The sequence below is a fragment of the Halomonas sp. BN3-1 genome (assembly GCF_003056325.1).
Taxonomy (GTDB): Bacteria; Pseudomonadota; Gammaproteobacteria; order Pseudomonadales; family Halomonadaceae; genus Halomonas; species Halomonas litopenaei.
The window spans coordinates 1-22,815 of record NZ_PYVV01000006.1 but is presented as its reverse complement, the minus strand read 5'-3'; the positions used below and the strand labels follow the sequence as shown (position 1 = coordinate 22,815).

At 62.4% G+C, this 22,815-nt stretch carries 38 protein-coding genes; 11 read left to right on the top strand and 27 right to left on the bottom strand.

Annotated features, from left to right (window positions below; translation table 11 throughout):
* Positions 1–29: 29 nt before the first annotated feature.
* The 12 genes from C9F12_RS09730 to C9F12_RS09680 all read right to left on the bottom strand — a co-directional run bounded on the left by C9F12_RS09730 (position 30) and on the right by C9F12_RS09680 (position 8,309).
* Positions 30–407, bottom strand: a complete 378-nt coding sequence (locus C9F12_RS09730; protein ID WP_108448751.1) for a hypothetical protein — start codon at positions 405–407, stop codon at positions 30–32.
* Complete coding sequence (locus C9F12_RS09725) at positions 407–781, bottom strand: DnaT-like ssDNA-binding protein (protein WP_108448750.1); 375 nt, start codon at positions 779–781, stop codon at positions 407–409. The genes C9F12_RS09730 and C9F12_RS09725 overlap by 1 nt, the downstream gene beginning before the upstream one ends.
* Before the next feature lie 3 nt (positions 782–784).
* Entirely contained in the window at positions 785–1,138 is a 354-nt protein-coding gene (locus C9F12_RS09720) for a hypothetical protein (RefSeq protein WP_108448749.1), read from the bottom strand.
* 53 nt (positions 1,139–1,191) lie between these two features.
* The gene (locus C9F12_RS09715) at positions 1,192–2,151 is read right to left on the bottom strand and encodes a major capsid protein (RefSeq protein WP_108448748.1); all 960 of its coding nucleotides are present in this window, start codon (positions 2,149–2,151) and stop codon (positions 1,192–1,194) included.
* 11 nt (positions 2,152–2,162) lie between these two features.
* Positions 2,163–2,888, bottom strand: a complete 726-nt coding sequence (locus tag C9F12_RS09710; RefSeq protein WP_045994880.1) for a hypothetical protein — start codon at positions 2,886–2,888, stop codon at positions 2,163–2,165.
* 91 nt (positions 2,889–2,979) lie between these two features.
* Positions 2,980–3,228: a hypothetical protein gene (locus tag C9F12_RS09705; protein WP_108448747.1), complete on the bottom strand. Its 249-nt coding sequence runs from the start codon at positions 3,226–3,228 to the stop codon at positions 2,980–2,982.
* Positions 3,229–3,299: 71 nt separating this feature from the next.
* Complete coding sequence (locus tag C9F12_RS22525) at positions 3,300–3,452, bottom strand: hypothetical protein (protein ID WP_162816438.1); 153 nt, start codon at positions 3,450–3,452, stop codon at positions 3,300–3,302.
* Between the two features lie 14 nt (positions 3,453–3,466).
* Complete coding sequence (locus tag C9F12_RS09700; protein WP_108448746.1) at positions 3,467–4,627, bottom strand: phage minor head protein; 1,161 nt, start codon at positions 4,625–4,627, stop codon at positions 3,467–3,469.
* Positions 4,620–6,002, bottom strand: a complete 1,383-nt coding sequence (locus tag C9F12_RS09695) for a DUF4055 domain-containing protein (RefSeq protein WP_108448745.1) — start codon at positions 6,000–6,002, stop codon at positions 4,620–4,622. Before C9F12_RS09695 ends, C9F12_RS09700 begins: the two co-directional genes overlap by 8 nt.
* A gap of 1 nt (position 6,003) precedes the next feature.
* Positions 6,004–7,329, bottom strand: coding sequence for a terminase family protein (locus tag C9F12_RS09690; protein WP_108448744.1), 1,326 nt, complete (start codon positions 7,327–7,329; stop codon positions 6,004–6,006).
* The gene (locus tag C9F12_RS09685; protein ID WP_108448743.1) at positions 7,292–7,750 is read right to left on the bottom strand and encodes a terminase; all 459 of its coding nucleotides are present in this window, start codon (positions 7,748–7,750) and stop codon (positions 7,292–7,294) included. The genes C9F12_RS09690 and C9F12_RS09685 overlap by 38 nt, the downstream gene beginning before the upstream one ends.
* A 70-nt stretch (positions 7,751–7,820) precedes the next feature.
* Complete coding sequence (locus C9F12_RS09680) at positions 7,821–8,309, bottom strand: hypothetical protein (protein WP_108448742.1); 489 nt, start codon at positions 8,307–8,309, stop codon at positions 7,821–7,823.
* Between the two features lie 799 nt (positions 8,310–9,108).
* Here C9F12_RS09680 and C9F12_RS22520 point away from each other — a divergent pair.
* Positions 9,109–9,255, top strand: a complete 147-nt coding sequence (locus C9F12_RS22520; protein WP_162816437.1) for a hypothetical protein — start codon at positions 9,109–9,111, stop codon at positions 9,253–9,255.
* Positions 9,256–9,268: 13 nt separating this feature from the next.
* Here the strand turns inward: C9F12_RS22520 and C9F12_RS09675 are convergent, their stop codons facing one another.
* The 4 genes from C9F12_RS09675 to C9F12_RS09660 form a co-directional block, all read right to left on the bottom strand.
* Positions 9,269–9,745, bottom strand: coding sequence for a 3TM-type holin (locus C9F12_RS09675; RefSeq protein ID WP_162816436.1), 477 nt, complete (start codon positions 9,743–9,745; stop codon positions 9,269–9,271).
* A gap of 113 nt (positions 9,746–9,858) precedes the next feature.
* Positions 9,859–10,167 (bottom strand): hypothetical protein, encoded by a 309-nt coding sequence (locus C9F12_RS09670; RefSeq protein WP_162816435.1) that lies wholly within the window; start codon positions 10,165–10,167, stop codon positions 9,859–9,861.
* A 116-nt stretch (positions 10,168–10,283) separates the two neighbouring features.
* The gene (locus C9F12_RS09665; protein WP_108448739.1) at positions 10,284–10,514 is read right to left on the bottom strand and encodes a hypothetical protein; all 231 of its coding nucleotides are present in this window, start codon (positions 10,512–10,514) and stop codon (positions 10,284–10,286) included.
* Positions 10,515–10,575: 61 nt separating this feature from the next.
* Complete coding sequence (locus C9F12_RS09660) at positions 10,576–11,079, bottom strand: lysozyme (RefSeq protein WP_108448738.1); 504 nt, start codon at positions 11,077–11,079, stop codon at positions 10,576–10,578.
* A gap of 139 nt (positions 11,080–11,218) precedes the next feature.
* Between C9F12_RS09660 and C9F12_RS09655 the strand changes: the two genes are divergently transcribed.
* Positions 11,219–11,542 carry a hypothetical protein gene (locus tag C9F12_RS09655; RefSeq protein ID WP_108448737.1) on the top strand — a complete coding sequence of 108 codons (324 nt, stop codon included), beginning with the start codon at positions 11,219–11,221 and terminating at the stop codon, positions 11,540–11,542.
* Between the two features lie 311 nt (positions 11,543–11,853).
* Here C9F12_RS09655 and C9F12_RS09650 read toward each other — a convergent pair whose 3' ends face one another.
* From C9F12_RS09650 to C9F12_RS09605, 11 genes are all read right to left on the bottom strand, one after another.
* Complete coding sequence (locus C9F12_RS09650; protein WP_108448736.1) at positions 11,854–12,393, bottom strand: hypothetical protein; 540 nt, start codon at positions 12,391–12,393, stop codon at positions 11,854–11,856.
* 234 nt (positions 12,394–12,627) lie between these two features.
* Positions 12,628–13,050, bottom strand: coding sequence for a hypothetical protein (locus tag C9F12_RS09645; RefSeq protein ID WP_108448735.1), 423 nt, complete (start codon positions 13,048–13,050; stop codon positions 12,628–12,630).
* Positions 13,043–13,480 (bottom strand): DUF968 domain-containing protein, encoded by a 438-nt coding sequence (locus C9F12_RS09640; RefSeq protein WP_108448734.1) that lies wholly within the window; start codon positions 13,478–13,480, stop codon positions 13,043–13,045. The genes C9F12_RS09645 and C9F12_RS09640 overlap by 8 nt, the downstream gene beginning before the upstream one ends.
* Positions 13,477–13,626 carry a hypothetical protein gene (locus tag C9F12_RS22515; RefSeq protein ID WP_162816434.1) on the bottom strand — a complete coding sequence of 50 codons (150 nt, stop codon included), beginning with the start codon at positions 13,624–13,626 and terminating at the stop codon, positions 13,477–13,479. The genes C9F12_RS09640 and C9F12_RS22515 overlap by 4 nt, the downstream gene beginning before the upstream one ends.
* Complete coding sequence (locus C9F12_RS09635; protein ID WP_240184224.1) at positions 13,623–14,069, bottom strand: recombination protein NinB; 447 nt, start codon at positions 14,067–14,069, stop codon at positions 13,623–13,625. The genes C9F12_RS22515 and C9F12_RS09635 overlap by 4 nt, the downstream gene beginning before the upstream one ends.
* Positions 14,066–14,296, bottom strand: a complete 231-nt coding sequence (locus C9F12_RS09630; RefSeq protein WP_108133147.1) for a hypothetical protein — start codon at positions 14,294–14,296, stop codon at positions 14,066–14,068. The genes C9F12_RS09635 and C9F12_RS09630 overlap by 4 nt, the downstream gene beginning before the upstream one ends.
* Positions 14,293–14,856, bottom strand: coding sequence for a hypothetical protein (locus tag C9F12_RS09625; protein ID WP_108448733.1), 564 nt, complete (start codon positions 14,854–14,856; stop codon positions 14,293–14,295). The genes C9F12_RS09630 and C9F12_RS09625 overlap by 4 nt, the downstream gene beginning before the upstream one ends.
* Positions 14,853–15,458, bottom strand: coding sequence for a hypothetical protein (locus C9F12_RS09620; protein WP_240184223.1), 606 nt, complete (start codon positions 15,456–15,458; stop codon positions 14,853–14,855). Before C9F12_RS09620 ends, C9F12_RS09625 begins: the two co-directional genes overlap by 4 nt.
* Positions 15,349–16,455, bottom strand: coding sequence for a replication protein (locus C9F12_RS09615; protein ID WP_108448731.1), 1,107 nt, complete (start codon positions 16,453–16,455; stop codon positions 15,349–15,351). The genes C9F12_RS09620 and C9F12_RS09615 overlap by 110 nt, the downstream gene beginning before the upstream one ends.
* Before the next feature lie 71 nt (positions 16,456–16,526).
* Positions 16,527–16,973 (bottom strand): phage regulatory CII family protein, encoded by a 447-nt coding sequence (locus C9F12_RS09610; RefSeq protein WP_108133152.1) that lies wholly within the window; start codon positions 16,971–16,973, stop codon positions 16,527–16,529.
* Between the two features lie 67 nt (positions 16,974–17,040).
* A complete protein-coding gene (locus C9F12_RS09605; RefSeq protein WP_108133153.1) occupies positions 17,041–17,217 on the bottom strand; it encodes a Cro/CI family transcriptional regulator in 177 nt (58 codons plus the stop codon).
* A 13-nt stretch (positions 17,218–17,230) separates the two neighbouring features.
* Between C9F12_RS09605 and C9F12_RS09600 the strand changes: the two genes are divergently transcribed.
* The 9 genes from C9F12_RS09600 to C9F12_RS09570 all read left to right on the top strand — a co-directional run bounded on the left by C9F12_RS09600 (position 17,231) and on the right by C9F12_RS09570 (position 22,663).
* Positions 17,231–18,001, top strand: coding sequence for a helix-turn-helix transcriptional regulator (locus tag C9F12_RS09600; RefSeq protein ID WP_162816432.1), 771 nt, complete (start codon positions 17,231–17,233; stop codon positions 17,999–18,001).
* Between the two features lie 298 nt (positions 18,002–18,299).
* Positions 18,300–18,578: a hypothetical protein gene (locus tag C9F12_RS09595; RefSeq protein WP_108448729.1), complete on the top strand. Its 279-nt coding sequence runs from the start codon at positions 18,300–18,302 to the stop codon at positions 18,576–18,578.
* 477 nt (positions 18,579–19,055) lie between these two features.
* Positions 19,056–19,223, top strand: a complete 168-nt coding sequence (locus C9F12_RS22510; RefSeq protein WP_162816431.1) for a hypothetical protein — start codon at positions 19,056–19,058, stop codon at positions 19,221–19,223.
* Between the two features lie 85 nt (positions 19,224–19,308).
* Complete coding sequence (locus C9F12_RS09590) at positions 19,309–19,560, top strand: hypothetical protein (RefSeq protein ID WP_108448728.1); 252 nt, start codon at positions 19,309–19,311, stop codon at positions 19,558–19,560.
* Positions 19,557–19,808 (top strand): hypothetical protein, encoded by a 252-nt coding sequence (locus C9F12_RS09585; protein ID WP_108448727.1) that lies wholly within the window; start codon positions 19,557–19,559, stop codon positions 19,806–19,808. Before C9F12_RS09590 ends, C9F12_RS09585 begins: the two co-directional genes overlap by 4 nt.
* A gap of 10 nt (positions 19,809–19,818) precedes the next feature.
* Entirely contained in the window at positions 19,819–19,965 is a 147-nt protein-coding gene (locus C9F12_RS22505) for a hypothetical protein (protein ID WP_157033073.1), read from the top strand.
* Positions 19,966–20,033: 68 nt separating this feature from the next.
* The gene (locus C9F12_RS09580; RefSeq protein WP_045993464.1) at positions 20,034–20,963 is read left to right on the top strand and encodes a recombinase RecT; all 930 of its coding nucleotides are present in this window, start codon (positions 20,034–20,036) and stop codon (positions 20,961–20,963) included.
* Positions 20,951–21,595: a lambda exonuclease family protein gene (locus C9F12_RS09575; protein WP_108448726.1), complete on the top strand. Its 645-nt coding sequence runs from the start codon at positions 20,951–20,953 to the stop codon at positions 21,593–21,595. The genes C9F12_RS09580 and C9F12_RS09575 overlap by 13 nt, the downstream gene beginning before the upstream one ends.
* 9 nt (positions 21,596–21,604) lie before the next feature.
* Positions 21,605–22,663: a hypothetical protein gene (locus tag C9F12_RS09570; protein ID WP_108448725.1), complete on the top strand. Its 1,059-nt coding sequence runs from the start codon at positions 21,605–21,607 to the stop codon at positions 22,661–22,663.
* Positions 22,664–22,815 lie beyond the last annotated feature (152 nt).

Sequence of the window (22,815 nt, the reverse complement as noted above, 5' to 3'; positions counted from 1 at the left end):
GCTATTGTAGCCGATTGTTCCAATTCAGTTTACGGTCTCCTGAGTTGAATCGTCCAGGTGGCCTTGGCCGGATCCTGTCCAACGTTAACCACCAGCATGCCGTCGATGGTGTCGTCGACCTTGGGCGTGGCCGGGGCCTGGTCAGCGTCCAAGATCAGTTCGTTCTGGAGTACGCCGGAGAGTTTCACGTCGGTACGCCTGATGTGCTGATCGTCGACCTCTTGGACCGAGTATCCGCTGAATACCCCTCGGCCAGAGTAGGCTACCGTTGTCGTACTGCTGCCAGTCACTGGATCGTACTCGCCGGCTATCTCGCGGGAGCCAGTGAAGCGCCGCACGGCGTCACTCAGCTTGCCGTCGAACGCCTTGGGCACCTTGGCGTTGATCTTATCCTGGATGTAGCCCATCACAACCTCTTGAGGATGGTGACCCCGTTGGTCTTCGGAAGGTACGGGGCCAGCAGGTCGGAGATCATCGACAGCGCGCCGGTCTGCGCCTGGGCGCCGTCCTGGTACTCGGTCTCCACCTCGACGGTGTCGGCCCTTACCCGCTCGCGCTTCACGGCGCCGTCGGTGTCGGCGTAGAGCCGGCCATTCGCCGCCTCTTGGGCCAGCAGGGCGCCGGCCATGACCACGTCATCGTCGACAGGATCGGCGAGCCGGGCCCGCTTGGCGGTGAGCCAGGTGTTGGCCTCCAGCACGGCGCGCGTCTTGTCGCCCGAGCCTTCCCAGCCGGCGCCCAGTTTGGTGTCGACATCGTCAACGGTGACGTAGGTGGCCATGGGTTACTCCTGCCCGTCTTCGTCCTGGCTGCCGGACTCGATCTCGGCCATCCGCTGTTCCAGGGTCTCGGTCTTGGTGTTGGCACCGGGGCGCTTGCCGGTGGCGTGCTCGATGGCGTTCATTAGCTCGGCGCGGCGGGCCCGCTCGTCGGACTCGGCATCATCCGGGCGCTCTTCATCGGTGCCGATCACCTCGACCTCGATGCCGGCGGCCTCGTAGGCGGCGACCACGTCGGGGTGATGGCCCTCGACGGTGACGCTGGTGGCGGCCTTGTCGGCGCCGGCGAAGAAGCGGGGATTGCGGTACTGCCGCCCGGGCTCGAAGCCGCGGCGGCGCGTGGTGTAGATCAGGTGCATGGCTGATTCCTATCAGCTGGCCAGCGGGCGACCCGTAGGCCGCCCGCCAGGGATCACAGAGAGGTCACGATGACGCCGGCGGTGTCCTTAACATCGCTGGCGATCTGCGACCAGTTCCCGCCGGTGCCGATGGTGGCGTCGTCGGGCGACTTGGTGCCGCCATAGGAGTAGCCCTTGAGGCCGAGGTTGTAGGTGTACTCGGCCTGGAAGATCCGGCGGATGTTCTCGTCGCCGGTCTTCTCCTCGACGGTGGCGTAGTAGTCGTTGTTGTCCTCGACAACCGCGGCACCTTCGGCCAGGCCAAGGGTGTGGTAGTGGTCGGTGCCAGCACCGCCACCATCGGCCTCGTACAGCGCAGGAGAGTCGGTCATCACAAACCGGCGGCCGAATCCATCCTGGGTGACGCGCACGGTGCCGAATTCGAACAGCTGATTGCCGTTGGTCAGGGCGCCGTCGAACAGGTCGGTCATCGGCTTGGAGTGGAGCACCCAGACCATGATGTCCATCATGCGATCGCCGAACTTGCCGGCGCCCTTGTTGAGGGCGTTCAGATTCAGAGTGCCAGCAGTGGCGTCGTGCGCCACGGCGGAGTTGCCGATCATCGCGGTCTGCAGGGCCAGGATGGCGGTGTTCACCTCATCGGCGATGACGCCTCGAGCGACCTGCTCGCCGATCACCACACCGGCCTCTTCGGGCTGACGCTGAATCCACTGAAACTGCTGCGGCTGGAACTCCACCGGGGAGGTGCCGCCGGCGATCTTCACCGCTACATGGTCCATCTGGGCCAGAGTGGTCGGGGTGACGGCGCCGGTGCCGTAGGCGTTGCGACGACGCATCAGGTTGGCGATGGCCTTGTAGGAGGCCTCGTGAGCGAAATCGCCCACGTTGCCCGCCTGCTGGAGCTGCAGAGCACCGCCGGTGGCGGCGTTGAACAGTTCGATCTGCTGGCGGATGGTCTCGGTGGCTGCCGAGTACAGGAAGTCGTTGAAGACTTTCATATCAGAGAGTGCCATAGGGCGCTACCTCATTGGTTTTGCTTGCGTTTCAGGATTTCCACCTTTTCGGCGGTAGACTTCGCGTCCTTCCACGCCCTTGGCGCTGAGGAACCACCTCCGCCACCCGGCGCCCCTGACCCCTTGGGCTGCGGGAACCAGTGCGGAGCTTTCTCTCGCATGGACTCAAGCCATGCGGAAGGGGTGAGAGGCTTGCCGTCTGCATCCAGACCGGCCTCCTCTCGGGGCACAACGTTGCCCTCGTCATCGACTTCGAACAGCGAACTTGCGCGGTAGACTGCGTCTTGAACAGCCGAGTCCACGATGCCGACTTCGGCGGCCGCAGTTCGGATCTCGTCGCTCATGACCCGGCCGCGGAACTTGTCGGCGAACGCCTTGGCGCTCTCTGCGGTCTGCTGAGCCTCGCTCAGCTGGCGGTCATAGCCTTCCCGCATCCGCTCTGTGCGCTTGTTCAGCACCTCGTCGAGCTTGCCGTCGGCGATCAGCTGGGCCTCCTCGTTCTCGGCCAGCTGCTGCTCGAGCCTGCGGGCCCGCTCGGGGTCCAGCCCCTCGAATTGCTTGAGCTGAGACTTGAGCGTTTTCTGTGATTCGAGCAGTTGGTCGCGCTTTGACTTGAGGCCGCTGACCTCGCTGTTGAGCGCTTCCTCATGTTTGGCGTCCAGCGCCTCCTTGAGAGCCTTGGCCTTGTCTTCTTCAAGCTCGATGCCGAGTTCAGAGAAGTCGATTTCCAGTGGCATGGTGTTGTGCTCCTTGAGCGGTGGTACAAGCCCGCCTCGCGGGCACAAAAAGCCCAGCGCTATGGCTGGGCCTGAAGGTGATTAGTGGTGATCAGACCGAGGCGACGGTCTTGCCGTTGGCGTTCATGATCCATGCGCGATCCTTGGCGTGGATGAACCGGCGGCAGAGGGTGCCATCCGGCTCAACAAAGCACAGGATGACGCGCGGCAGGCCCGACTGATCAAGGTCTTTGGTGAGGGCCTCGTAGTCGGTTTCGCCACACTGGACCAGGGTGACGTCCCGCTGCGCTGCCTCCAGCGTCACGGAGTCGCTCTCCGGTGCGATCTTAATGGTGAACATGTCGTCTTCCTCTTGCTGCTGCGGCTACGAAAAAGCCCCGCACGATGGCGAGGCTTGGGGTGAATCGCTGGTCAGTCTTCGAGGTCGCCGAGACGGCGTCGCACCTCGAAGGCGAGGTTCCAGCAGAGGCGAGCCTGGAGCTGGTCAGCGAGCGTGCCGCTGCCGGATTGCAGCAAGCGCCACAATCGCCACCAGGTGATGAAGTCGGGGTCGGCGGGGGTCATGCCCTCAGCCTACCTCAAGCCGCCTCACCGAACACCTCGGCGAATGTCTCGCGGTCGCGGTCGCGCAGCTCGTCCAGCGTGTACTCGCGCTGCCGCGGGTCGGTGAAACGGTCCAGGCTGTAGCCGCCCTCCTTGTAGAGCCGGTAGCGACGTTCGCCCAGCCACTCGCGCTGATACCGCGCACTCTGGCGCGAGAACCAGTCGGAGTAGGTAGTGCCAGCGCTGACCTGCCCGACCTCGAGACCGGCCGCCTCGCGCTGCCTCTTGGTCATGTTGCCGATGCTGCGGAACTTGGCCTGGTCGTCGCGCCCTTTGACCTTGAGAGCGCGCACGTAGGGACGTTGGCCCATGATGTCGCCGTCGAGCGAGGGCGCCAGGCAGCAGCGGCACCGGTGATGCAGCGGCGGCTCGGGGTGTGGCTCGTCGATCTTCCAGCGGCGGCCGTCGAGCGGTGCGCAGCGGCGACAGGTTCGCCCCTCGAGCTGGGCCACCCAGACCACATGGGTGACGCCCAGGGCGTTGTAGGTCTCCCGGTAGGCCTCGTTGCTCATGTGCTGACGAGCCGTGCGCACTACGTTGTCTACATTGTTGCGCGTCGTCTGCAGCACGCCATCGCGGTATTTGAGCGCCGGCGTCCCGCGCAGGGCGCGGATGATCTGGCTGTTGCTCTGGCCCTCGCTGACGCCTTGGCGGATGGTGCTGTAGACCCGGTTGCGGGTGGCCGGCCCGATGTCGGCCAGCATGCCCTCGACGAACTCCCCCATCACCGGTCGGGAGAGAGCGGCCGATGCCACAGCAGGAGCCGGCGGGATCTCGCCCTCTACCGCCTGGGCGATGAGGTCGCGGACGTATCCCGCCTCCTGATCGGCTAGGGCCGCCAGCTCCTTGAGACTCATGGTCTTGATGCGCTCGCCAAGCGTCGAGACCCAGCGGTCGATTGCGTCGCGCAACCCCTTGAGCCGAGTCGTGTGGTAGCGGCCCCGGGCGAACGCCTGGAGCTCGGCAGGCGTCAGGTTGTCGAGGCGCTCGCCGATCTCCCGGGGAAGCTCGGCGCTCATTTCGTCGATGATCGCCAGCGCCTTATTGACGTGCGCTGTGCCGGTGCGGTGCAGGTATGAGACATGCTGCGCCAGAGCGGTGACGATCCGGCGCTGTGCGTCCTCACGATCACTCATCGTCGGTTACCTGACCATCGAGCAGGGCCAACAGGTCCTGGTCGGCGAGATTGGTGACCCCGGCCTTGCGCAACGACTCGAACAGCACCGCCTGCGGCACCTCGTCGGCCAGGCGCAGATCGCGAACGATGCCCATCATTGCGGCATCGATCTCGGCCTTGGTGAATTCGGGCTCGACCTTGAACGCGATGGCATCGATGTCGGCCTGCGGCAGGTTCAGCCAGCGGCCGAAGTAGCGAAGCAGCTGCTCAATGCCCTCGGCCGCGGTAACCACGACGCTGTACAGGCTGGTGTGCTGATCGCTCTGGCGGGCCTTGCGGGCCTCGCCAGATTCGTCGGCTCCGGCGTCGATCACCCGAGCTCCGGCCTCGAGCGCAGTGTTGCGCTGGTCCTGCATCGCCGTGCGGTTGGCCTCGATGCCCGCGCCCTGAAACTCGAGATACCCGACCTTGCCGTCCTTGCCCACATTCCAGGCGGCCATGGGACCGCTGACACTGAATTGCTCGTCCTCGCCCAGGTCCGCGGCGATCCACGGCTGGGGATGCGAGGTGTAATGGAGACTGGTGTAGTAGTCTGCCGAGAGTTGGTAGCTCTTGAGCGCCGCCTTCGCCATGGTCAGCAGCGGAATCTCGTCGGTGTCGGCGTTGTTGTCGGTGCTGCCCAAGAAGACCAGGGGGACGAAGTCGAGCGGCGCCTGGTTAGTGCCCGGCATGTCTTCCTCGCCGACTGCTTCACCATGCTCATCCAGCAGACGCACCCGGTATCGACCCTCGTTGAGGTCGAGCACTCGGTAGCGGGCCTCACTGTCGTGACTGAACTCGTCACCCTGGTGTACGGCCTCGCGCAGCACGCTCAGCACCAGGTCGCGACGCCCATCGACATCAGCTTCGCGCCAGTTGATGGCGTCGAGCGCGCCGTAGAGGGCCACATAGGGTCGGCCGTCGCCATCCCAGTCAGCGAGTAGAGGTTGTCGGCCATAGGCCAGCAGACCCAGCACTGAGCGAAGAAACAGCGTCTTGAGCGGGAAGCCATCGGCCGTGGCCTCGTCCTGAAGGGAGGCCAGGGAGGTCGGTAGGTTAATCTCGGGTTCCTGGCGAGACACAAGCCCCATCATCGTACGCAGTGAGTCCTTCACCCACAGCGGGTATTGGGCGCGCCGCTTGTAGGACTGGTAGATCTCCCGGGCCTCGTCGAGCGACAGCATCGCGCTTTCGTCGGTTTTCGCCTGGTGCTCGAGGGCCAGCTGACCGCTGGTCTTCGGCAGGTAGCCGATGCCAGCATCCTTGATAGCGCCTTCCCCTTCGATGCTGTCGCGCATCAGCTCCCAATCGGTGAGCTTGTCGTCGTATTGGGGGTGTGTCGTGGTGACAGGCATATCAGGCGAGTCCTCGAATGCGTTTCATGCCGACCTTCGGCTTGTTGACCAAGTAATCCTTCACAATGAAGTACCCGGCAGCGTCGTTGGGGTGATCCTTGTCGTTCTCTTTGTCAGGTTCGCCTTGTTTGTTCCATGCCTGCTGCTCTAACGCGTCGGTATAAGCTGGGCATGCATAGGGGTTTACCTTGTAGCGGCGCTCGCCCTTGGCGTTGCAAAACGCCGCATTCATCGAGTTGACGCGGTCCTTGACAGGTGGGTTACTGGCGTTCACCACCACCCGAAAGCCGGCGTCACGCAATTGAGCAATGTCCGTTGTCGACGCATTCACTGACCGGCGCGAGTCGCCCGAGGCGTCGGGGTATACGTGGATTTCGCAGGTCTTGATGTAATCGTCGCCGTCATAGCGCCAATAGCGCTCTTTGATGCGGCGGATCATGTCGGGGGTGTCGTGCCCCCCCATGATTTCGTCCACCGCGCGAGGATCGCCGTCACGCTTCACATGGGTCACTGCCGCCATCTTGCCGACGTTGAAGTCCATGCCGATAAACAGAGGTTCGCCCTGCTGCACGGTGTCCATGCAAGCATTCAGCGCCCTATCGAACTGCCGGTAGACCGTGCCAGTGGTCAGGTTGACGAATAGGCCGCGCAGGTAGGCATCGATCAGCTGCGGCGGATAGGCCTCCAGCAGAGCATCGATGTAGTCATCTGGCAGGTTCGCCTCGTTGTCATAGGTCGATGCCTGAACCAGACCGTAGCGCTGGGCCATAGACGGCTTATCACGCAACGCTTTGACGAACTGCTGGTGGACGAACTTGAACCCCTCGGGCGTCGTCGTCACGTCGATGCCGTTCTTGAGCCCGTCGACCTTGTAGCGCATCCGCGCCATGATCTTACGCCAGGCCATTTCGGCCTTGGCAGTAGCCATCAGGTCGAGCTCGTCGACCAGGGCGTGCCCGATCTTGAAACCGACGATGCTGCCAGGCTTGTCCATCGAGCGGCATATCACAGTGGAGCGGTACTGCCGACCGCTATACAGGTGGACCTCGCGGTTTGCCTCTCGCACCTCAGCGCGCAAGGCGAGTGAGTGCGCGACCTCCTCGATGGTCGGGTAGAAGATGTCCCGGATCTGAGGATAGGTCGGGGCGAAGTACCCCATATTGATGCGCGGGTGTTGCCAAGCGTGGGCGCCGATTCCGCTACAGCCGACCCACGTCTTGCCAGAGCCAAAGCCGGCCACGTAGGCCCGGAACTTCTGCTGCATCGCCAGGAACTGACCTTGCGGGCGATTAAGCGTCGCCTCGGTTTCGATCGGGGTCGCTGGCATCCTGCACCTTGAAGACGACGTTGACCGGTTGGGGCGCGTCGTCCTGTCCGTCTGGTTCCGGTTTGTTGCGCCACCTGTCTGGCTTGCGATTGTTCAGCCATATGGCGGCGGCGGTAGTGTCAGGCGGGTAATGCTTGGTCGTCTGGTGAGTGACGATCTCGCCTTGGTTGTTGAACACCTTCTCTTCGGGGTGGCTATACCCGAGGGCGCGCTCATACAGCCGGGAAGCCACTTCGGCATCGGCCATGACCTTGCCGTTTTTTATGGACTCCGAAAACGCCGCGTGATCCTTCTTCCACTTGTTGATCGTGGATTCGGTAACCTCGAAGAAATCGGCCATCTCGGCATCCGTGGCGCCCAGCAAGCACAGCTTGCGGGCCTGCTCGGCGAACGCAGCCTTGTACTTGGTTGGTCGTGCCATGGTTGCCTCATTGAATAAGCGGTGCTGAACTCACGGCGGACGGACTTGCCAGCCACCGTGAGCAATACGGTCATGCAAGCAGGCGCAGTTGCATCTGATCCTCGAGCATGCTGATCCGGCTCTCGAGGGGCTGCTTCTCGTGCTTCCATCCGGCAAGGCCGCGGCCACACATGCTCGCCATCCGCCTGCCGGTTTCGTACTCAATACAGGCCGCGTCATGAAGCTCTTGAAGCTTGCTGCGCTTGGCTGCCTCTGCGTCGAGTACATCCAGTACGCGTCGGCGGAATGCCTTGGCCAGATTGGTCTTAGCGAACAGTGCGATCAGATGGGCGCCACGAAGGGAAAAGACGCGAACCGACTGCGTTCCCGAAGGGGTGGTCAATGTGACCACCCCTGTCATGGACGTCGTGAACTCGTCAGCGTTGCGGCGGTACAGCCGCTGGACCGACTTCCCGTCCTTGTAACCAAGCGCCTTCCCAAGTTCTGTGGCGGTCACCGAAGGCTGCGACATCCACTGGATCAGGTTGAGCGTGTAGCCATTGAACGTGATCGTGTGCATGGTGCGTTTTCCTTTTAGCAAAGAGCCCAGTCGCACAGAAACGCCAGCCCCAAGAGAAGCTCGCCAGCTTTTACCGACGCTTCACCTGGGCTCTTTCTGAAAGGCTCTTGGGTTGTCGCGCCGTGCGTGGCGCAGGTACAAAAAAGCCCCAGCGGATGCCAGGGCTTGGGTGGTTCTGTTTACTTGACGCAAGGCGAATATATCGCCGGGGATTTATCCGCCATCCGCTGTCGGTGTAGTGGATTGCTCAACACGACAGACTGAATAGGGCCCTTGGGAACTTTCTCCGAAGGGCGGTCACCGGGTGAATCGTCTATCGACGCCGGGCCTTGGTAGGTGGGGGACCACCTCCGGGTGCTGCAGGGTGTTTAGCGCGCTGAGCTAGGGCCTGGATGCGTACGGAGCAACCACTAAGCTCAAGCGTCTTACATCGGCTTTGGTCATTGGCTCGCATCGAAACCGTTGCTATGCCGGTGAGTAGGCTGTTGCCATAGGTTCGTTCTCAGCATACTCTGCCACCGCCTTAGTCGATCTGTAGGAGACCTGGAGGTGGACAAGTATTTGGTCGAGAGCTACCTAACCGCTAAGAGCCGGCGGGTGCGGTGGGCGGTAGTTAAGCTTTCTCAGCACTACAATGAAGAATCCAGAGAGGTTGTTTCGCGGCATTCCCTCGAGGAAGAAGCCCGTGCCGAAGCTGCAGCCCTGTCTTTCGCCTCACGGGCTGCCAAATAGAATCCTCGGGCAGCCCCTTCCATTGCGAGGTCGCTCCAGAATGCCCGCCAGATTTCAGGTTCGCTCAGTGCTCACCGACCCCGACAGCACCAAGGTCGATTACTGGCAGGTGGTCGATACGCACCTGAACGACGACGTAATTGCTTCCTACCACGACTGCGAATCAGCTGAACGAGAAGCCGAAAAACTCAACCGCGACAGCGAGGCTGACTGAATACCCGTCGGGCTCACTTTGTTCTGATCGCGTCCATGAACGTGCGGGGCTGCTGACCACGCTCGAGCGCCTTGTCTACCGTGCGCTGGCGGACGTTGATTCCCAGGGCGGCGCCCATGGTCACGAATAGCCAGATCAGCATGCCAGTGAACTCGGGATCACCCACGACCGTGGGGTCGATCGCGATGGTGTAGACCATCACGGCAGACAGGGCGCCCAGGGAGAAGGCGAACACCCAGCCAAGGGCAGGGCGCCATCCGCTCTTGAACCAGCCCTCATGCTCCAGCTCGGCACGCATAGTGCGCTGTGTCTCGGTCAGTCGAGCCGTCTGCTCGGCGGCAGCGGCCTTCTCAGCCTCAAGGCGCATAGCCTCCAGCGCCTGGCGATGCTCGTTGTTGAGGCGGACCAGCTCAGCACGCTTGGCAGGATCCTGAGTCGCTGCCACCAGTGCAGCAGGATCGTTCTCGATGCCCAGCGCAGAAGTAACCATGAGAGATGCACCAGCTGCGGCGCCGCCCACAGCAGGACCGCCAAGTGCAGTGGCCACGGCAGGCGCGTACTTGGCGACTTCTTCAACGGCGGATCTCCAGTCCATGCTTGGCCTCACTCGCCGCTGTAGAGCGACGTGATGGCGGGGAAGCGTCCGCATTCATGCCGGACGACGCCCCGGGTGTCGGGTAGCTGATCAGGGGGAACGCCGACGATCAGCGCCTGCCAGTGCTGCACGCCTTCGCCACGGATCATCGGAGCATCCTTGAAGAAGGCGTCGACCTTCACGTCCATGCCGGACTGACCCTCGAGCGCCCATTCGACGCCTCGGAAGCTGCACTCCCGATTCTTGACTGCCGAACCGCTCACGATCGTGGCAGGGCGGCCCAGGTATTCCGTCTCGGTCAGGCTCTCGATCTGCATCTCTGTGACCACCGGGAGCACTGACCCATGGAGTCGTGCAGCGGTGTCTGTCTGCGAGAACAGCCCAAGCCAGCCCAGGGCCAGGAAAAAGGCGGGCCAGCTCAGGGCCCAGCGTGCTATCCGGCAAGCCATTTGCGTATCTCCTCGGCTACGGTCTTCCATGCCATCAGAGCGCCCGCAAGACTGGCCAGGATCATCGTCACCCACTTGGCGGCCCAACCGAGGGATTTCCAGCCGCGATAGGCTCGCAGCACCTCGTGGATCAGGGCGACGTCTTGTTCTGAAAACTGGGGGTCAGTGCAGACGCGGCGCTCCAGCCTTTCGAGAGGATCGTCTTGTTCAGCCATAGGAGCTCTCGGGCTGGTGTGTTTTCCGCTTTCGCGGTCTGCGTATTCGTAAAGGGGTAGATCAGGGCCGCGAGACTCTGACGGTCTCGTCAAGCCAGTGAAACTGGACGCTCTCAGGCGTCAGGAATAGATCGCGCTCTGCCGCTCGGCGTCGGGTCAGGCCAGCCAGTACGCGGCCGCCGGCTTTGTTCCAGCGGGGAAGCTCGTCAGCGGCGCCACGGTAGTCGCAGGTATTCAGCTTGCGCAGCAGGGTAGAACGCTCCAGGGCACCGGAGCCGACGTTGTAGGTGAACGAGACCAGAGCGTCGAACTGGTTCTGGTTGAGCGGCACGGTAACCAGGCGCTCGACGTTCTCCTCGAACCGGGCAACGTCATGGCGGAGTAGGGCGAACGCCTCATCCTCGGTGATCGTGTCTCCGGGCTGTACGCGGGAGCCATCGGGGTACCGGGTCGTGCCCAGGCCGATGGTCCAGGGATGGCCGCCGGTACCGGGGTCGGGGTACGCCTCAAGCTCGAGGCCCTCGAACTCGGCGACCAGGTTCAGTCCACGCTGACTGGTCTGCATGGCGACACCTCGGGGAATAAAGAGCCCGCAGTAACGGGCAAAGACACCAGGTGGCGGCGTCATCACGGGAAAGGGTGCCGTAGATCGCGCTCAACGCCGTTGATATGCTCCAAGCTCACCACAAGCCATGGAGGCAACAATGACAGACGACGCAAGGCGACTGACGGCTCTGCAAGAGAAAGTCGATCAGCTTGAGCAAGCTCTGGTGGAACAGCGGAACGTGAATGCCGCCGCGCAAATGGCGACGCTGCTTTCACTTACTGCGGTATCGCAGACTTTGCGCCATTCAGATGGCATACAACAGGAAATGCTGACTGGCCTGGGATATCGGTACAAGGAGCTCTGGCCCTTTGGGAACCTTCCCGATACTGAAGCCGCTCGAGAGCAGTACAGTACCCTCATCAACACTTTGATCACGGATACGAAAGGCGAGTTTTACCCCCGTCCTGAGAAAGGCGTATAAGACCGGGTATTACTCTGCCGTCGATAATCAGCCGTTTCCCATTGGCGTCAGCCATTTTCGACAAGGGAAGCGGCTTTACGCCGTGGTGCAAGTCAGCTGTGCTCATTGATCAACTCCACGGGAAAGGGTGCCGCCCACTCGATGGCGAGGGACAGGGCTCGCAGGGCGGCATAACGAACTACGCCCCGGCGGGAGGCCAGGGCGCAGGAACGAAAAAGCCCCGCCGGTGAGGGCGAGGCTCTGAAAGTCTTGGGCTGTTTAGGCGTACCTATGCCAGCCTACCAATTAGAGTAACACCAACCGGCCACTTGTCAAGCAGCTGATCGTACTTCTTGCTGAGCGATCCAGTTCCTAAGCGTGGTGCGAGCCCGTCGGGCGCACTTCTGAAGCGCCTCGACGCTCTCATACGGCCTTACTCCCTCTGCCATACCCAGGCTCCTCAGCAACAGGGCCTGGCGTTGCACCATTTGGCTTGCCGTCACCTTCCACTCTGACTCCCCGGCCTTCTCGGGCCGGATGCGTGCTGCTTGGAGCATCATGGCGGCCGCCTGTCGTCGGGGAAGGCGGTCAAGCATGAAGGCGCAGGCGCGGTGCCATTCGCTGTCCGGGTGGTAGCGCTGGGCAGCCAGCATCGCCTGATCGCTACGGCCGCCACCGCCCGGCACCTCGCCAGCCAGAGCGGTGACCGAGAAGGGCTGGAACCCCGGGTTCTTGTGCCTGCAGTCCAGCTTGAGCTCAAGCATAGTGTCGATCACCCTTGCGAGAGCTGATTCGCACGCCGCTTCACTTTCGCTGGCCGCCTCGACGACGCGCCACGGATTGCCCACTTTGTTCCAGTCGTCGTATGTCATGCCGCGCTCTCCCGTTTTGCTCGTGCTTTGGCTTCGTTCGCCGTGCTGTGTTCGCTGATGCTTTGAAACCCTCGCCAGAGGGTGTAGCGGTCGACGCCGCCGTGAGTCGTCTTGCAGATCACGAATTCGCCGCTCTGGATTGAGTAGGCGCTTTTCCGTGACCACTTCACGACCGGCGCCTCGGGTCGTTGTTGTGGTAGCGCCGATCTGGCGGGCGCTCGCTCTGCTTGTCGCTCATACCGCCTCCACTGGGATGATCTCTACCCAGGTGCCGGTCTCGCTCTTACGGTCGACCTCTGGCGGCTCCATGGTGATGCGGCGGACGTACTCGCCTCGGTCATCGGGCAGAACGCCAGCGGCCACCAGGGCGTCCTCAACGTGCTTCACGTTGGCGGAATAGTTGGACGTGTCCCTCGTGCGCTGACCCTTTCCAAGCCGAGGCCGGAACACGAGGTCGACCATGCCGTTGATCGGCTCCATGCCCGCGCAAGCTGCTTTGGCCGCCCAGGCTGCGTCTTTGACTTCCCGGCTGCGGGCGAACCTGTTCTGGCGCAGAGCCACATTGGTGCTGCTGGCGAGGTACGGCACGAAGATGCGCACGCGATCGGAGACCGATTCCTCATGACGGAGCAGGGCGTTGTCGATGTGGTCAGCCATGGGCATCCTCCTTGGCGGCGATGAACTCGAGGGCGTCGGCCAGGGCGCCGACGATGGGCTCGTCAGTGAAGTGGTCGAGGCCGCGGTTGATGGTGTCGGTCAGCCACCCGGGCTGTCGGGCCTGCATCTCGGGGCTGGCATGGATCGCCTGATGGCACTCCCGGCAGGCGGGCATGGCGAAGCTGTCCGGGGCCGTGGTGCCCATGCCAGACAGGCCCCAGTGAAGGCCGATACAGTGATGGGCGTCAGTGGCGCGGCCATCGCAGACGCAGCAGGGCAGGGACCGGACGAACGCCAGGTAACGCTCACTACGCCACCGGGTGTCGCTCGACGGCTTCTGTGCTGTCTTGCGGCGCTTCTGCATAGGCTTGCGGGCCATCGGCGCCCGGTTGCGAAGCGGTGTCTTCCGCTGGAGGGCTGAGCGCTTCATGAATCCCTCCTGTCGATCTGCTCGAGAAAGCTGCGCATCTCCTCGCGGGCCCGGCGCTTCTCCTCGCGCTGCGCCCAAGCCAGGGCGGCACAGGCGCCGAGGCAGGACGCGATGGCTACGGCGAATAGGGCGAATGTCGGGTTCATGCGGCGGCCTCCCGGTATTCGTCGAACACACGCAGGGCGGGATCGCTCCACTGGACGCCGTGATCGGTCCCGAAGGCGTCGATCAGGGTCAGCAGGTCGGCGAAACGTTGCTTGGTCATCTTCGAGGTGCGGCCGCCGATCATGACGAAGCCACCCTCGAGGCCCGGCACCACGTCCTGCCGCTCAAGGGCGGCTGAAAAAATGTCCTTCCAGGCCTCCTTGGAGAGGTGCCGGCCATACCACTCAACCTGTCGGCTGACGTCGGACAGCACGGCCCACAGACGGCGGTTCTGGTCGAGGCTCCGCTGGTTTTTGGGCCGGCGAAGCACCAGTTCGACAGGGCCTGCTTCCAGGCCCCGGCCAGCCATTCGGGCCGCCATCTGGATGACGCCGCCCAGGTCCCGCAGGGTGGCGATCTGGTAGGTCAGCTCTTTGCTGCTCATACCACCTCCTCGCGGTACGCTTTGTCGTAGCTCCAGGAGGGCGTGATGATCTCCAGGGCGCTTTGAGGGCGGCCTTTGACGCGGCGGACACGAAACTTGCCCTCTCCGCATGAGAAAACGCCGTATCGCCTCCCGCTGATCTCGGCACGGTTCACAGCCATGTGCACGGCGTGCGCTGGGCAGTCAGTCATGGTTGATCGGTAGTTGCACTTGATGGCGGCGTTCATGCGGCGGCCCTCCTGCGCATGCTCATGATCAGGGAGCGGCGACGCTTGGCGTTCTCCCTGGCCCAACGGCGGTAGTTAGGGCCCAGCACGCCGATCTGCTTGTGGACCCACGAATTGCTGACCTCGTAGCCGATGGCATTGAGGTAGGCAGTGCACTCGGAGCAGTTCATGCCCTTGAAGTCGATGCAGTCGCCCAGGATGTCGTGGATCTCGGCCACCAGGGCTACGTCTTTCCGGCGAAAGGCCCCGACCCGCTCCGGGTTGCACAGCCCCATGTCTGCGGCCTTGCCCCGCACCGAAATGCGGGAGCGCCCCAGCTTGTCGGCTGCCTGTTGGTAGGTGGCACCGCTGGCAATGATCTGCTCGAGCCTGTCCAGCTCCTGGCGTGTCCAGGGTTGGCGGGGGCCGGCCTGGCGAGTCAGGCCCAAGTCCCACGCCTTGTGGTTGACAGAGCTCTTGGTCCGGCCAAGCTCCTCGGCGATGGCTCGGTGGGTAACGCCTTCGGCCAGGCGCTGGCGAAGGGTGGTCAACTCGGCCTCGGTCCAGATGCGCCCGCTCATGCATCACCCCCTTCGGCGAGAATCCCTTTGATTCGAGCGATGGTTTCTTCGGTGCTCTTCGGCGGCTCTTCGCCACGGGTTCGCCAGAAATCCTCCGCCTCCTGCTGAGCCTTTCGCTCACTGGCCTCTTGGGCCTTGCGGATATCGCTTTTCATCTCATCGCTTTCGAGAAGGGCTACCCGGTCATCCAGCGCGCCGCCCTCGAGGAGTCGATTGCACAGCGCCTCGTACTCGGCAAAGAACACCTTGCGCAGCCGGTATCGCTCGCCTTCGCTGGAGCAGTGGCGAAGATCCCAGGAGCCGGTGGCAGTGGTGGCGTCCATGACGGCCTGGTGACTCCAGTGGTGCTCCATAATCCGGCCTGCGTAGGTGCAAGCCTCGCGGAAGGCGATCTCGGGTTCCGGCAGCCCGAAGTCTTTCAGGCTCGGTTTGAAGATTCGGCAGAGCTCAGCGATGGATGGCGGCCAGTTCCCGCCCTCGAGCTTGATTTCTTCAATGGCCATGTCGAGCGATTCCATCGTCGGCAGTGATGACCACCTCGCCATCGAAAATCCGAGCTCCCGCTTGGCCAGTTGAAGCATCTCGTTCGTCGAGAACGACATCCGCCAAGTCCTCGGAAAAATCGCCTCCAGCCGAGTAAACGCCCGGTTCACCAGCGCCTGAATCTCCTCCTTGCGCTCCTCCTTCGTCGAACAGGCCTTCCGCCCAGGAGGTGTCGTAGGGGTCTGCGAGGCTCGCTGCGACACGATCCTGCTCTGCGCGACGGTTGCCAGCTGAGATGCGATTTTCATGACGAGACTCCTTGAGCTTCTTGACCTGGATTTCGAGCTGGTCCCACTTGGCGCGCAGCTTGGTGGGGCTGAGGATGACGCCTGACCAGAACTGGTGTTGGGCAGTCCAGGTGATCAGGAAGCGGATTTGTTCGACGGTGCGCTCGTCACGGGTTCGCATCAGGCGAAACTCGTTTGCCCAGGAGCTCATGTTCGGACGCTTGGGGTTGGTCAGGTCGGCACTGATGGCGGCGAACATTTGCTCGGCCAGCTCGTGGTCAACGGGGTCACCCCATTTCTTCGGCGAGGATTTCTTCGAGGACTTTCTAGAACCTTTAGGTTCTAGAGTGTCTGTAGTGTCTGTATTTGTGTCCCCATCTTGGGGACGTTTTTCGTCCCCATTTTGGGGTCGGAGTCCCCAAGTTGGATCAGGCTTCCGTTTTGGGGACACCCGGGACTTTTGAGCTGAGAAATCCCACTCGCTGATGCGGGTATTGATACCGATCGGTGCCTGCGAGCCGCCATCGCGACGAAGAACTTTCTTGGCCAACAGCCCGTTCACGGTTTCGCTGCAACGCTTGGTCGTCAGGCCTGTCATCTTGGCCAGGACGCTTTGCGAGAGGCGTGCTGAGGAGCGATCCCACCCGAAGGTGGCTCGCTCTACTGCACGGACGACACGGGCCTCTCTGCTCGTCAGAGGGGCTTTGCAAAGCGCCTCGACGATAGCGTTGGCAGTACGGACATATCCGTCTTCCAACTGCGCACCTCGCTTTTCCCTGGGCGCCTCGGGCGCGCTTGGGAACTGGAATATCTGAGCGGTATCTGTCATGATTCACCTATCACCTTGAGTTGTGATGAAGCCCCGCCATCGGTCGCCAAACCCGCGGGGCTTCGTTGCGTTTAGGCCTTGGCCAGTCTCGGCTCGGCCATTTCCTCCAGCTCCGCCTCAAGCGAGGTCAGAGCGTCAATCTCAGCGCGCACCGCCTTGCGGATCTCCTTGCGCTCCTGAGCACTGATTCGGTTGTCTGCCAGCGCGTCACGCACTGTTTGCGCCACTGTCCCGGCCGCGACCTGATGGTTGATCACCAGATCGAACAGGGTGGCGTCGTCGTCGCGAGCGCCTTTCTGAATCGCCACCATCCCCATCTGATCGAGAAGCGGCTGCACCAGGCGTGCATCGCGAGCAAAGCGGATCAGCTGGAAGTACTTGCTCAGTGACAGCGGGCGCCCGTTGTTTGGGTTGAGCTGTGCGGACAGGCAGTTGTAGGTCATGCCTAAATCCCCAGCGAGGCGCTCCAGCCCGTATTCCTTGGCCACTTCCTGAATCGATGCTGTGAATTTATCCATGTGTTGAACTCTGCTCTGTTCTCGATCCTGTCGGCGGTGACAGGGCGGGGTTAATCTATGGGTGTGGTTAAGCGGCACTGGGCCGGGCCTTCAACTTCCCCTTGCTCAACCGCTCAATCTGGTACTGGCGGAGAGTAGGAACGTCCTCACCCCACTGGGTGATCGCTGAGGGGGAAACTCCGATGGCTCGAGCCAGGTCGATCTTCTTGCCGCCGAAATACTTGATTGCGTCTGCGGTAGTCATGGGGACCTCCTGTATGCAGCAATTTAAGCATGCTGAAGTGCTTTCCGCAAGCATACTGAAAGGCGATGGGTTTAAGCTCGCTAAAATGAACATCAGCGACAGAATCCGTCAGGCCATCGAGCACAGCGGGCAATCCAAGAGCGCGATTGCCAAGCGATGCCAGGTCAGCCCGTCCGCCGTCACCCAGTGGCTGAGCGGCGAAACCAAGGCGCCAAAAGCCGAGAAGCTGCTGAAGCTCGCTCGCGCTACGGGCGTGTCCTATACCTGGCTCGTCGAGGGGAAGGGGCTGATGCATGGGCGCCCCAAGGATGAGCTGGAGTTCCATGAAACCGAGATCGTCGAGGACGATGCGCCCTTGGCGCCCGACGAGATCGAGATCCCGTTCTTCAGGGAAGTGGAGATGGCTGCCGGAGACGGCCGCACCCAGGTCATTGAAAACCATGGGCAGTACATGAAATTCAGTCTGGCGCGCCTGGCTCGAGCCGGTGTCCAGCCCCATAATGCTGCCTGCGCCACGCTTACCGGCACGTCAATGGAACCGGTGATCATGGATGGCTCGCCCATCGGCATCGACAAAGGCACCACGCACATTGTTGATGGTCAGATATACGCCCTGGATCACGGGGGTATGCTGCGAGTGAAGCGACTGTACCGCGCGCCGCTCAACCGAATGCGCGTGGTGAGCGACAACCAGATCGAGTATCCAGAAGAGACGTACAGCATCAGCGACCCCGACGCGCCAAAAATCATTGGCCGGGTCTTCTGGTGGGAAGTCTTCGCGTAAACCTTTAACAGCACTAAAAAATCGCCCGCCCTGAGCGGGCTTTTTTGCGCCTGATGTTTCAGTAAACTGAAATTTCTTTAAGCATTCTGCTTGACGATCCATTTCAGCATGCTTAAATTGGGAAGCGTGGACAGGGCAGCAGCCCACCACCCGAGCTACCGGATGTAGCCGACCCGGAGACCCAGCGAAGTCGGAGCTGGCGAGGCGAGGCCCCAACAGAGGGCGAGCCGCGACCCTAAAGGGTTATCCACCAGCCTTCTCGCCGAGAGGGCTGACGGATGACAACGGGAGAGACGAGATGCATATCACCGAGGACATGATCACCCCGCACCACCTGCTCGCCGCCGAGCGCTGGATCAGCGAGAACGGCATGCCGGAGACCGATGCGGAAATGGCCCGGATGGGTCGGGAAGTGGCGCAAGAGGCGCAGCGGGTCGTCGAGCACATGGCGTGCAAGACCTTCGAAGCGCTGGATGCCCACAAGGAAGACAGGAAGGCGGGCGTCGAGACGCTGGCTGGAATGCAGGGCCGGGAGTTCATGCAGGACATCTACAACGAGCTGCGCCGCAGGGCGTGACAACGGAGCCTACGGGCGAGGATACGAGAGATGGCAATAGAGAAGCAGGAAGCAATCATCTATTACGCGCCAACCGCACGTCGGCGCTATCTGACGCGACGTTCGGCAGTTGAGGCTGAAGCGCGAGCCATCATCAAGAGCCGCTACCCCTCAGAGCGTCCAGTTCATGATGAGTCTGGACGATGCGTTGATCCTGGCTTCCATTGGAGTGACCTACCTCGATCAGAGGTTATCCATCGGCGTCTTTGCCGCCTGATTGCCAAGTGACCACCACGCGATCCCATGCGTCAGTTGGGCCCAGCGCCCCGCCCCGGGCCAGAGTACGGGGCCATCGAAGTGGCGGTTGAGAAGGCCGGGAGCGCCCAGCCGTCCCTGAAAGGGCAGCCGCCACCTCGATGCACCCGCATCACCATCTGTTCCCTGCATTGCCGCTCACCCGAGCGGCTTTTTTTGGGCCCCATTCAAGGAGGGCAGCACATGAACCCAATCCGCGAGTTCGCCGTCTGGGCGGTCAGCATGCTGCCCCCTGACGCATCGAACGAGGCCATCGCTATCACCGTGATGGGTTCGTTTTTCGCATTCTTCACTGCCCTGGGCGGCCTGGCTGGCCTGCTGGGGTGGATCTGCACGAGGGGTAGGGCATGACACCGGATTCTTGCTGGGTCGCGGTGGCGGCCCTTCTCTACGCCCTGGCATTCATCGGCGCCGCTTGGTGCGGCAGGAGGTAGGTATGTGCACGAGTGGATGGAGCAAACACTCGAGGGACATCGAGGCGCTGCGAGACGCTGGCCGAGAGCCTGGTGCGCACCCGATCGATGACGACATCAAGGCCATTCTGCTGGCCGACCCGCTGTCGATGGATCGGTTGGTCATGGCCGCTGTCGAGGCGTTTTTGACCAACGGGTACCGGGGCGGGCCCGACGTCAACACGGCGATCGAGATCGCCCTGGATCAGCACTACCGGAGGAGGGCGGCGGCATGAACTTCACGACCACCGTTGCCGGCATTCCGTGCCGGTGCCGGGTGACGTTCTACAGCCCTGGGGCGCCGATGCGCACCACTGGCTCAGGGTTTGGCGACGCCGATCCCGATGAGCCGGAGGAATTCGAGTTCGACATCCTCGACCGCCGCGGTTATCCGGCGGCGTGGCTCGAGGCCAAGCTCACCGACAACGACTACGACCGACTGCTCGAGGAATACCGCAGAGAGCGGAACGCCTGGGCGGCATGAGGAGGTAAGCATGCGAGCACTGATCTTGATCACCGTCCTGGCGCTGGCCGGCTGCAGCAGCCAGCCGATCGACCGGGAATTCAGCCACCGCCACGGCTACGACGCCATGCGGTCGATGATCCAGTCCACAGGGGCAATCCATCACGGGGTTGACTGACGAGAAGCCCCAGCCGATGGCGGTCGGACTGGGGCGGATACCAACAGTATCGAGGAGAGGGTAGCGCAATGAGCAACGCAGTAGCCACTATCCGGCAGGACATCTACGACACCCGAGACTCGTTCGCCGCGGTGCTGAGTGAGCCGGGCCTCAGCTTCGAGAGAGAGGCGGGTTTCGCCGTTCAGACAATCCAGGCGAACGACTACATGGTCAAGGTGGCCATGGGGAATCGTCAGTCGGTGGTGAATGCGGTGACCAATATCGCTGCCATCGGCATCAGCCTCAACCCGGCGAAAAAGCAAGCCTATCTGGTGCCGCGAGACGGCAAGATTTGTCTCGACATCAGCTACATCGGGCTGATGGACCTGGCTATGGCCACCGGCGCCATCCGGTGGGCGCAGGCCGAACTGGTGCTGGCCAACGACAACTTCGCCTTGCAGGGCATGGATCGCCCGCCGCTTCACAGCTTCAACCCGTTCGCCAAGGATCGCGGCGACGTGGTCGGCGTCTACGTCGTCGTCAAAACGTCGGACGGCGACTACCTCACAGAGACCATGAGTGCGGACGAGGTAAACGCCATTCGTGATCGCTCGAGCGCTTGGAAGGCCTATCAGTCCAAAGGGAAGTCGTGCCCCTGGGTTACCGACTGGGGGGAGATGGCAAAGAAGACGTGCGTGAAGCGGGCCTACAAATACTGGCCCAAGACAGAGCAGCTCGAGCAAGCGATCCACCACCTCAATACCGAGGGCAACGAAGGCTTGGCGGCGGATGGCCCGCAGCGAGACGAGGGGCTCGGTCAGCGTTGGGTGGAGCAGGCTACCAAGGCCGAGAGCACTGAGCGATTGGCTGAGGTATGGCAAGCCGGCCTGGCGGACATCAAGAAGGCCAGAGACATGGCGGCCTATAGCGAGTTCAAGGCAGCGGTCGAGAAGCGCGGTGAAGCGCTCAAGCAGGCCGAGGCCAATACCATCGAAGGAGAGGCCCAATGCGAATCATAGAGTGCGATCAAGGCAGCGCAGATTGGCACCTGGCGCGAGCTGGTTGCATTACCGCCAGCATGTTCGAGGCTGCGCGCGCCAGGCTCAAGAGCGGCCCAAAGAAGGGCCAGCCTACTGAGAAGGCGCGGGACTATGCGTTCCGCCTCGCAATCGAGCGCATCAGCGGGCAGCCGCTCGACGAAGGGTTCGAGACCTGGGCGATGAAGCGTGGGCACGAACTCGAGCCAATGGCACGGATGGAACACGAGATGGCCACCGGGCTGATTGTTCAGCATGCAGGGTTCGTCACCACTGATTGCGGGTTCTTCGGCGCCTCGGCTGACGGCCTGATCGACCCCGACGGTGGCAGCGAATACAAGTGCTTTGTGGCGCCGGACAAGCTGCGCGCATTCCACATCGACAACGACATCAGCACGGTCGTGGATCAAGTACAAGGCGGCATGTGGATCACAGGGAGAAAGTGGTGGCACATCGGCCTGTATTGCCCGGCACTGGAGCCGATCGGCAAGCAGCTCTGGTTCAAGGAGTTCGAGCGTGACGACGAGTACATCGGCCAGCTCGAGGAGGACCTGGTGGCCTTCAAGTCGATGGTGGATGAATACGAACAACTGCTGCGAAGCAAGGCAGCGTAGGAGGAGAGCATGACCGCAGTAGCTGAGAAAGAATCAACAGAGCTGGTCACCGTGCCGTCCAAAGAGACGGCGCTTGAGGTGTTCAAGGCTGATAAGGGCTTGGACCCATACCTGGCAACGATCCGCGAGGAGCTGGACGCTTTTCTCGCCGAACCGCCCACCCTGGATACCGCAAAGGGACGACAAGCCTACGCCTCCATGGCGCACAAGATAGCCCGCAGCAAGACTGCAATCGACAATATTGGCAAGGAGCTGGTGGCCGACCTCAAGCAATTGCCAAAGACCATCGACGCAGAACGGAAGCGGTGGCGTGACCAGCTGGACGCATGGCGCGACGAAGCGCGTGGGCCGCTGAACGAGTGGGAGGCCGCCGAGGAGGCGCGCAAGGCACAGCATCAGGCAGGCATCGAACGACTCGACCTGCTGGCCTCTGACATCCCCAATCTGGATAGCAAGGAGCTGGCCAACTGCATCGCCGAAGCCGAGGCCATGGCCATTGGCGAGCACTGGGAGGAGTATGAGGCAGAAGCGGCCCGCACCAAGGACCGGGTGCTGTCTTTGCTGCGGGAGGGTCTTGCCAAGCGCCAGGCCTATGAGGCTGAGCAGGCCGAGCTGGCCCGGCTGCGCGCCGAAGCTGAGGCGCGCGAGCAGAAGGAACGCGAGGAACGTATTGCCCGAGAGGCAGAAGAACGGGCGCGCCGTGAAGCCGAGGCGGCCGCACAGGCAGAGCGTGACGCGGCCGCTCGCCGAGAAGCCGAAGCCAAAGCGGCAGCAGAGCGGCGTGAGCGTGAGCACCAGGCAGCAATCGAACGCCAACGCCGGGAAGCAGAAGCAGAGCGTCAGCGCATCGAAGACGAGCACCGCCGCCGCGAGGAGGAGCGCCTGGCCGAGGAGCGTCGCCAGCAAGATGAGTTGGCCCGACGCCAGGCCGACAAGGAGCATCGCGCCCGCATCAACCGCGCCGCCCTTGAGGCCATGATTGACGGTGGGATGCCGGAGGACTGCGCCAAGACGGCTATCACGCTCATTGCGAAAGGGCAGATACCCAGTATCACCATCAACTACTGACAGGCCCCACACCGGGGCCTTTTTTGGGTTCATCGCAGATTAGCGTGAAACGGGCAAGGCGCGTGAGGACAGGCAGGATAGAGAAACGGCGGTAAATCCGAGTAAGCTGATATTCGCCAAAACGTCAGCCTACGGACACCGCCGTTGCCATG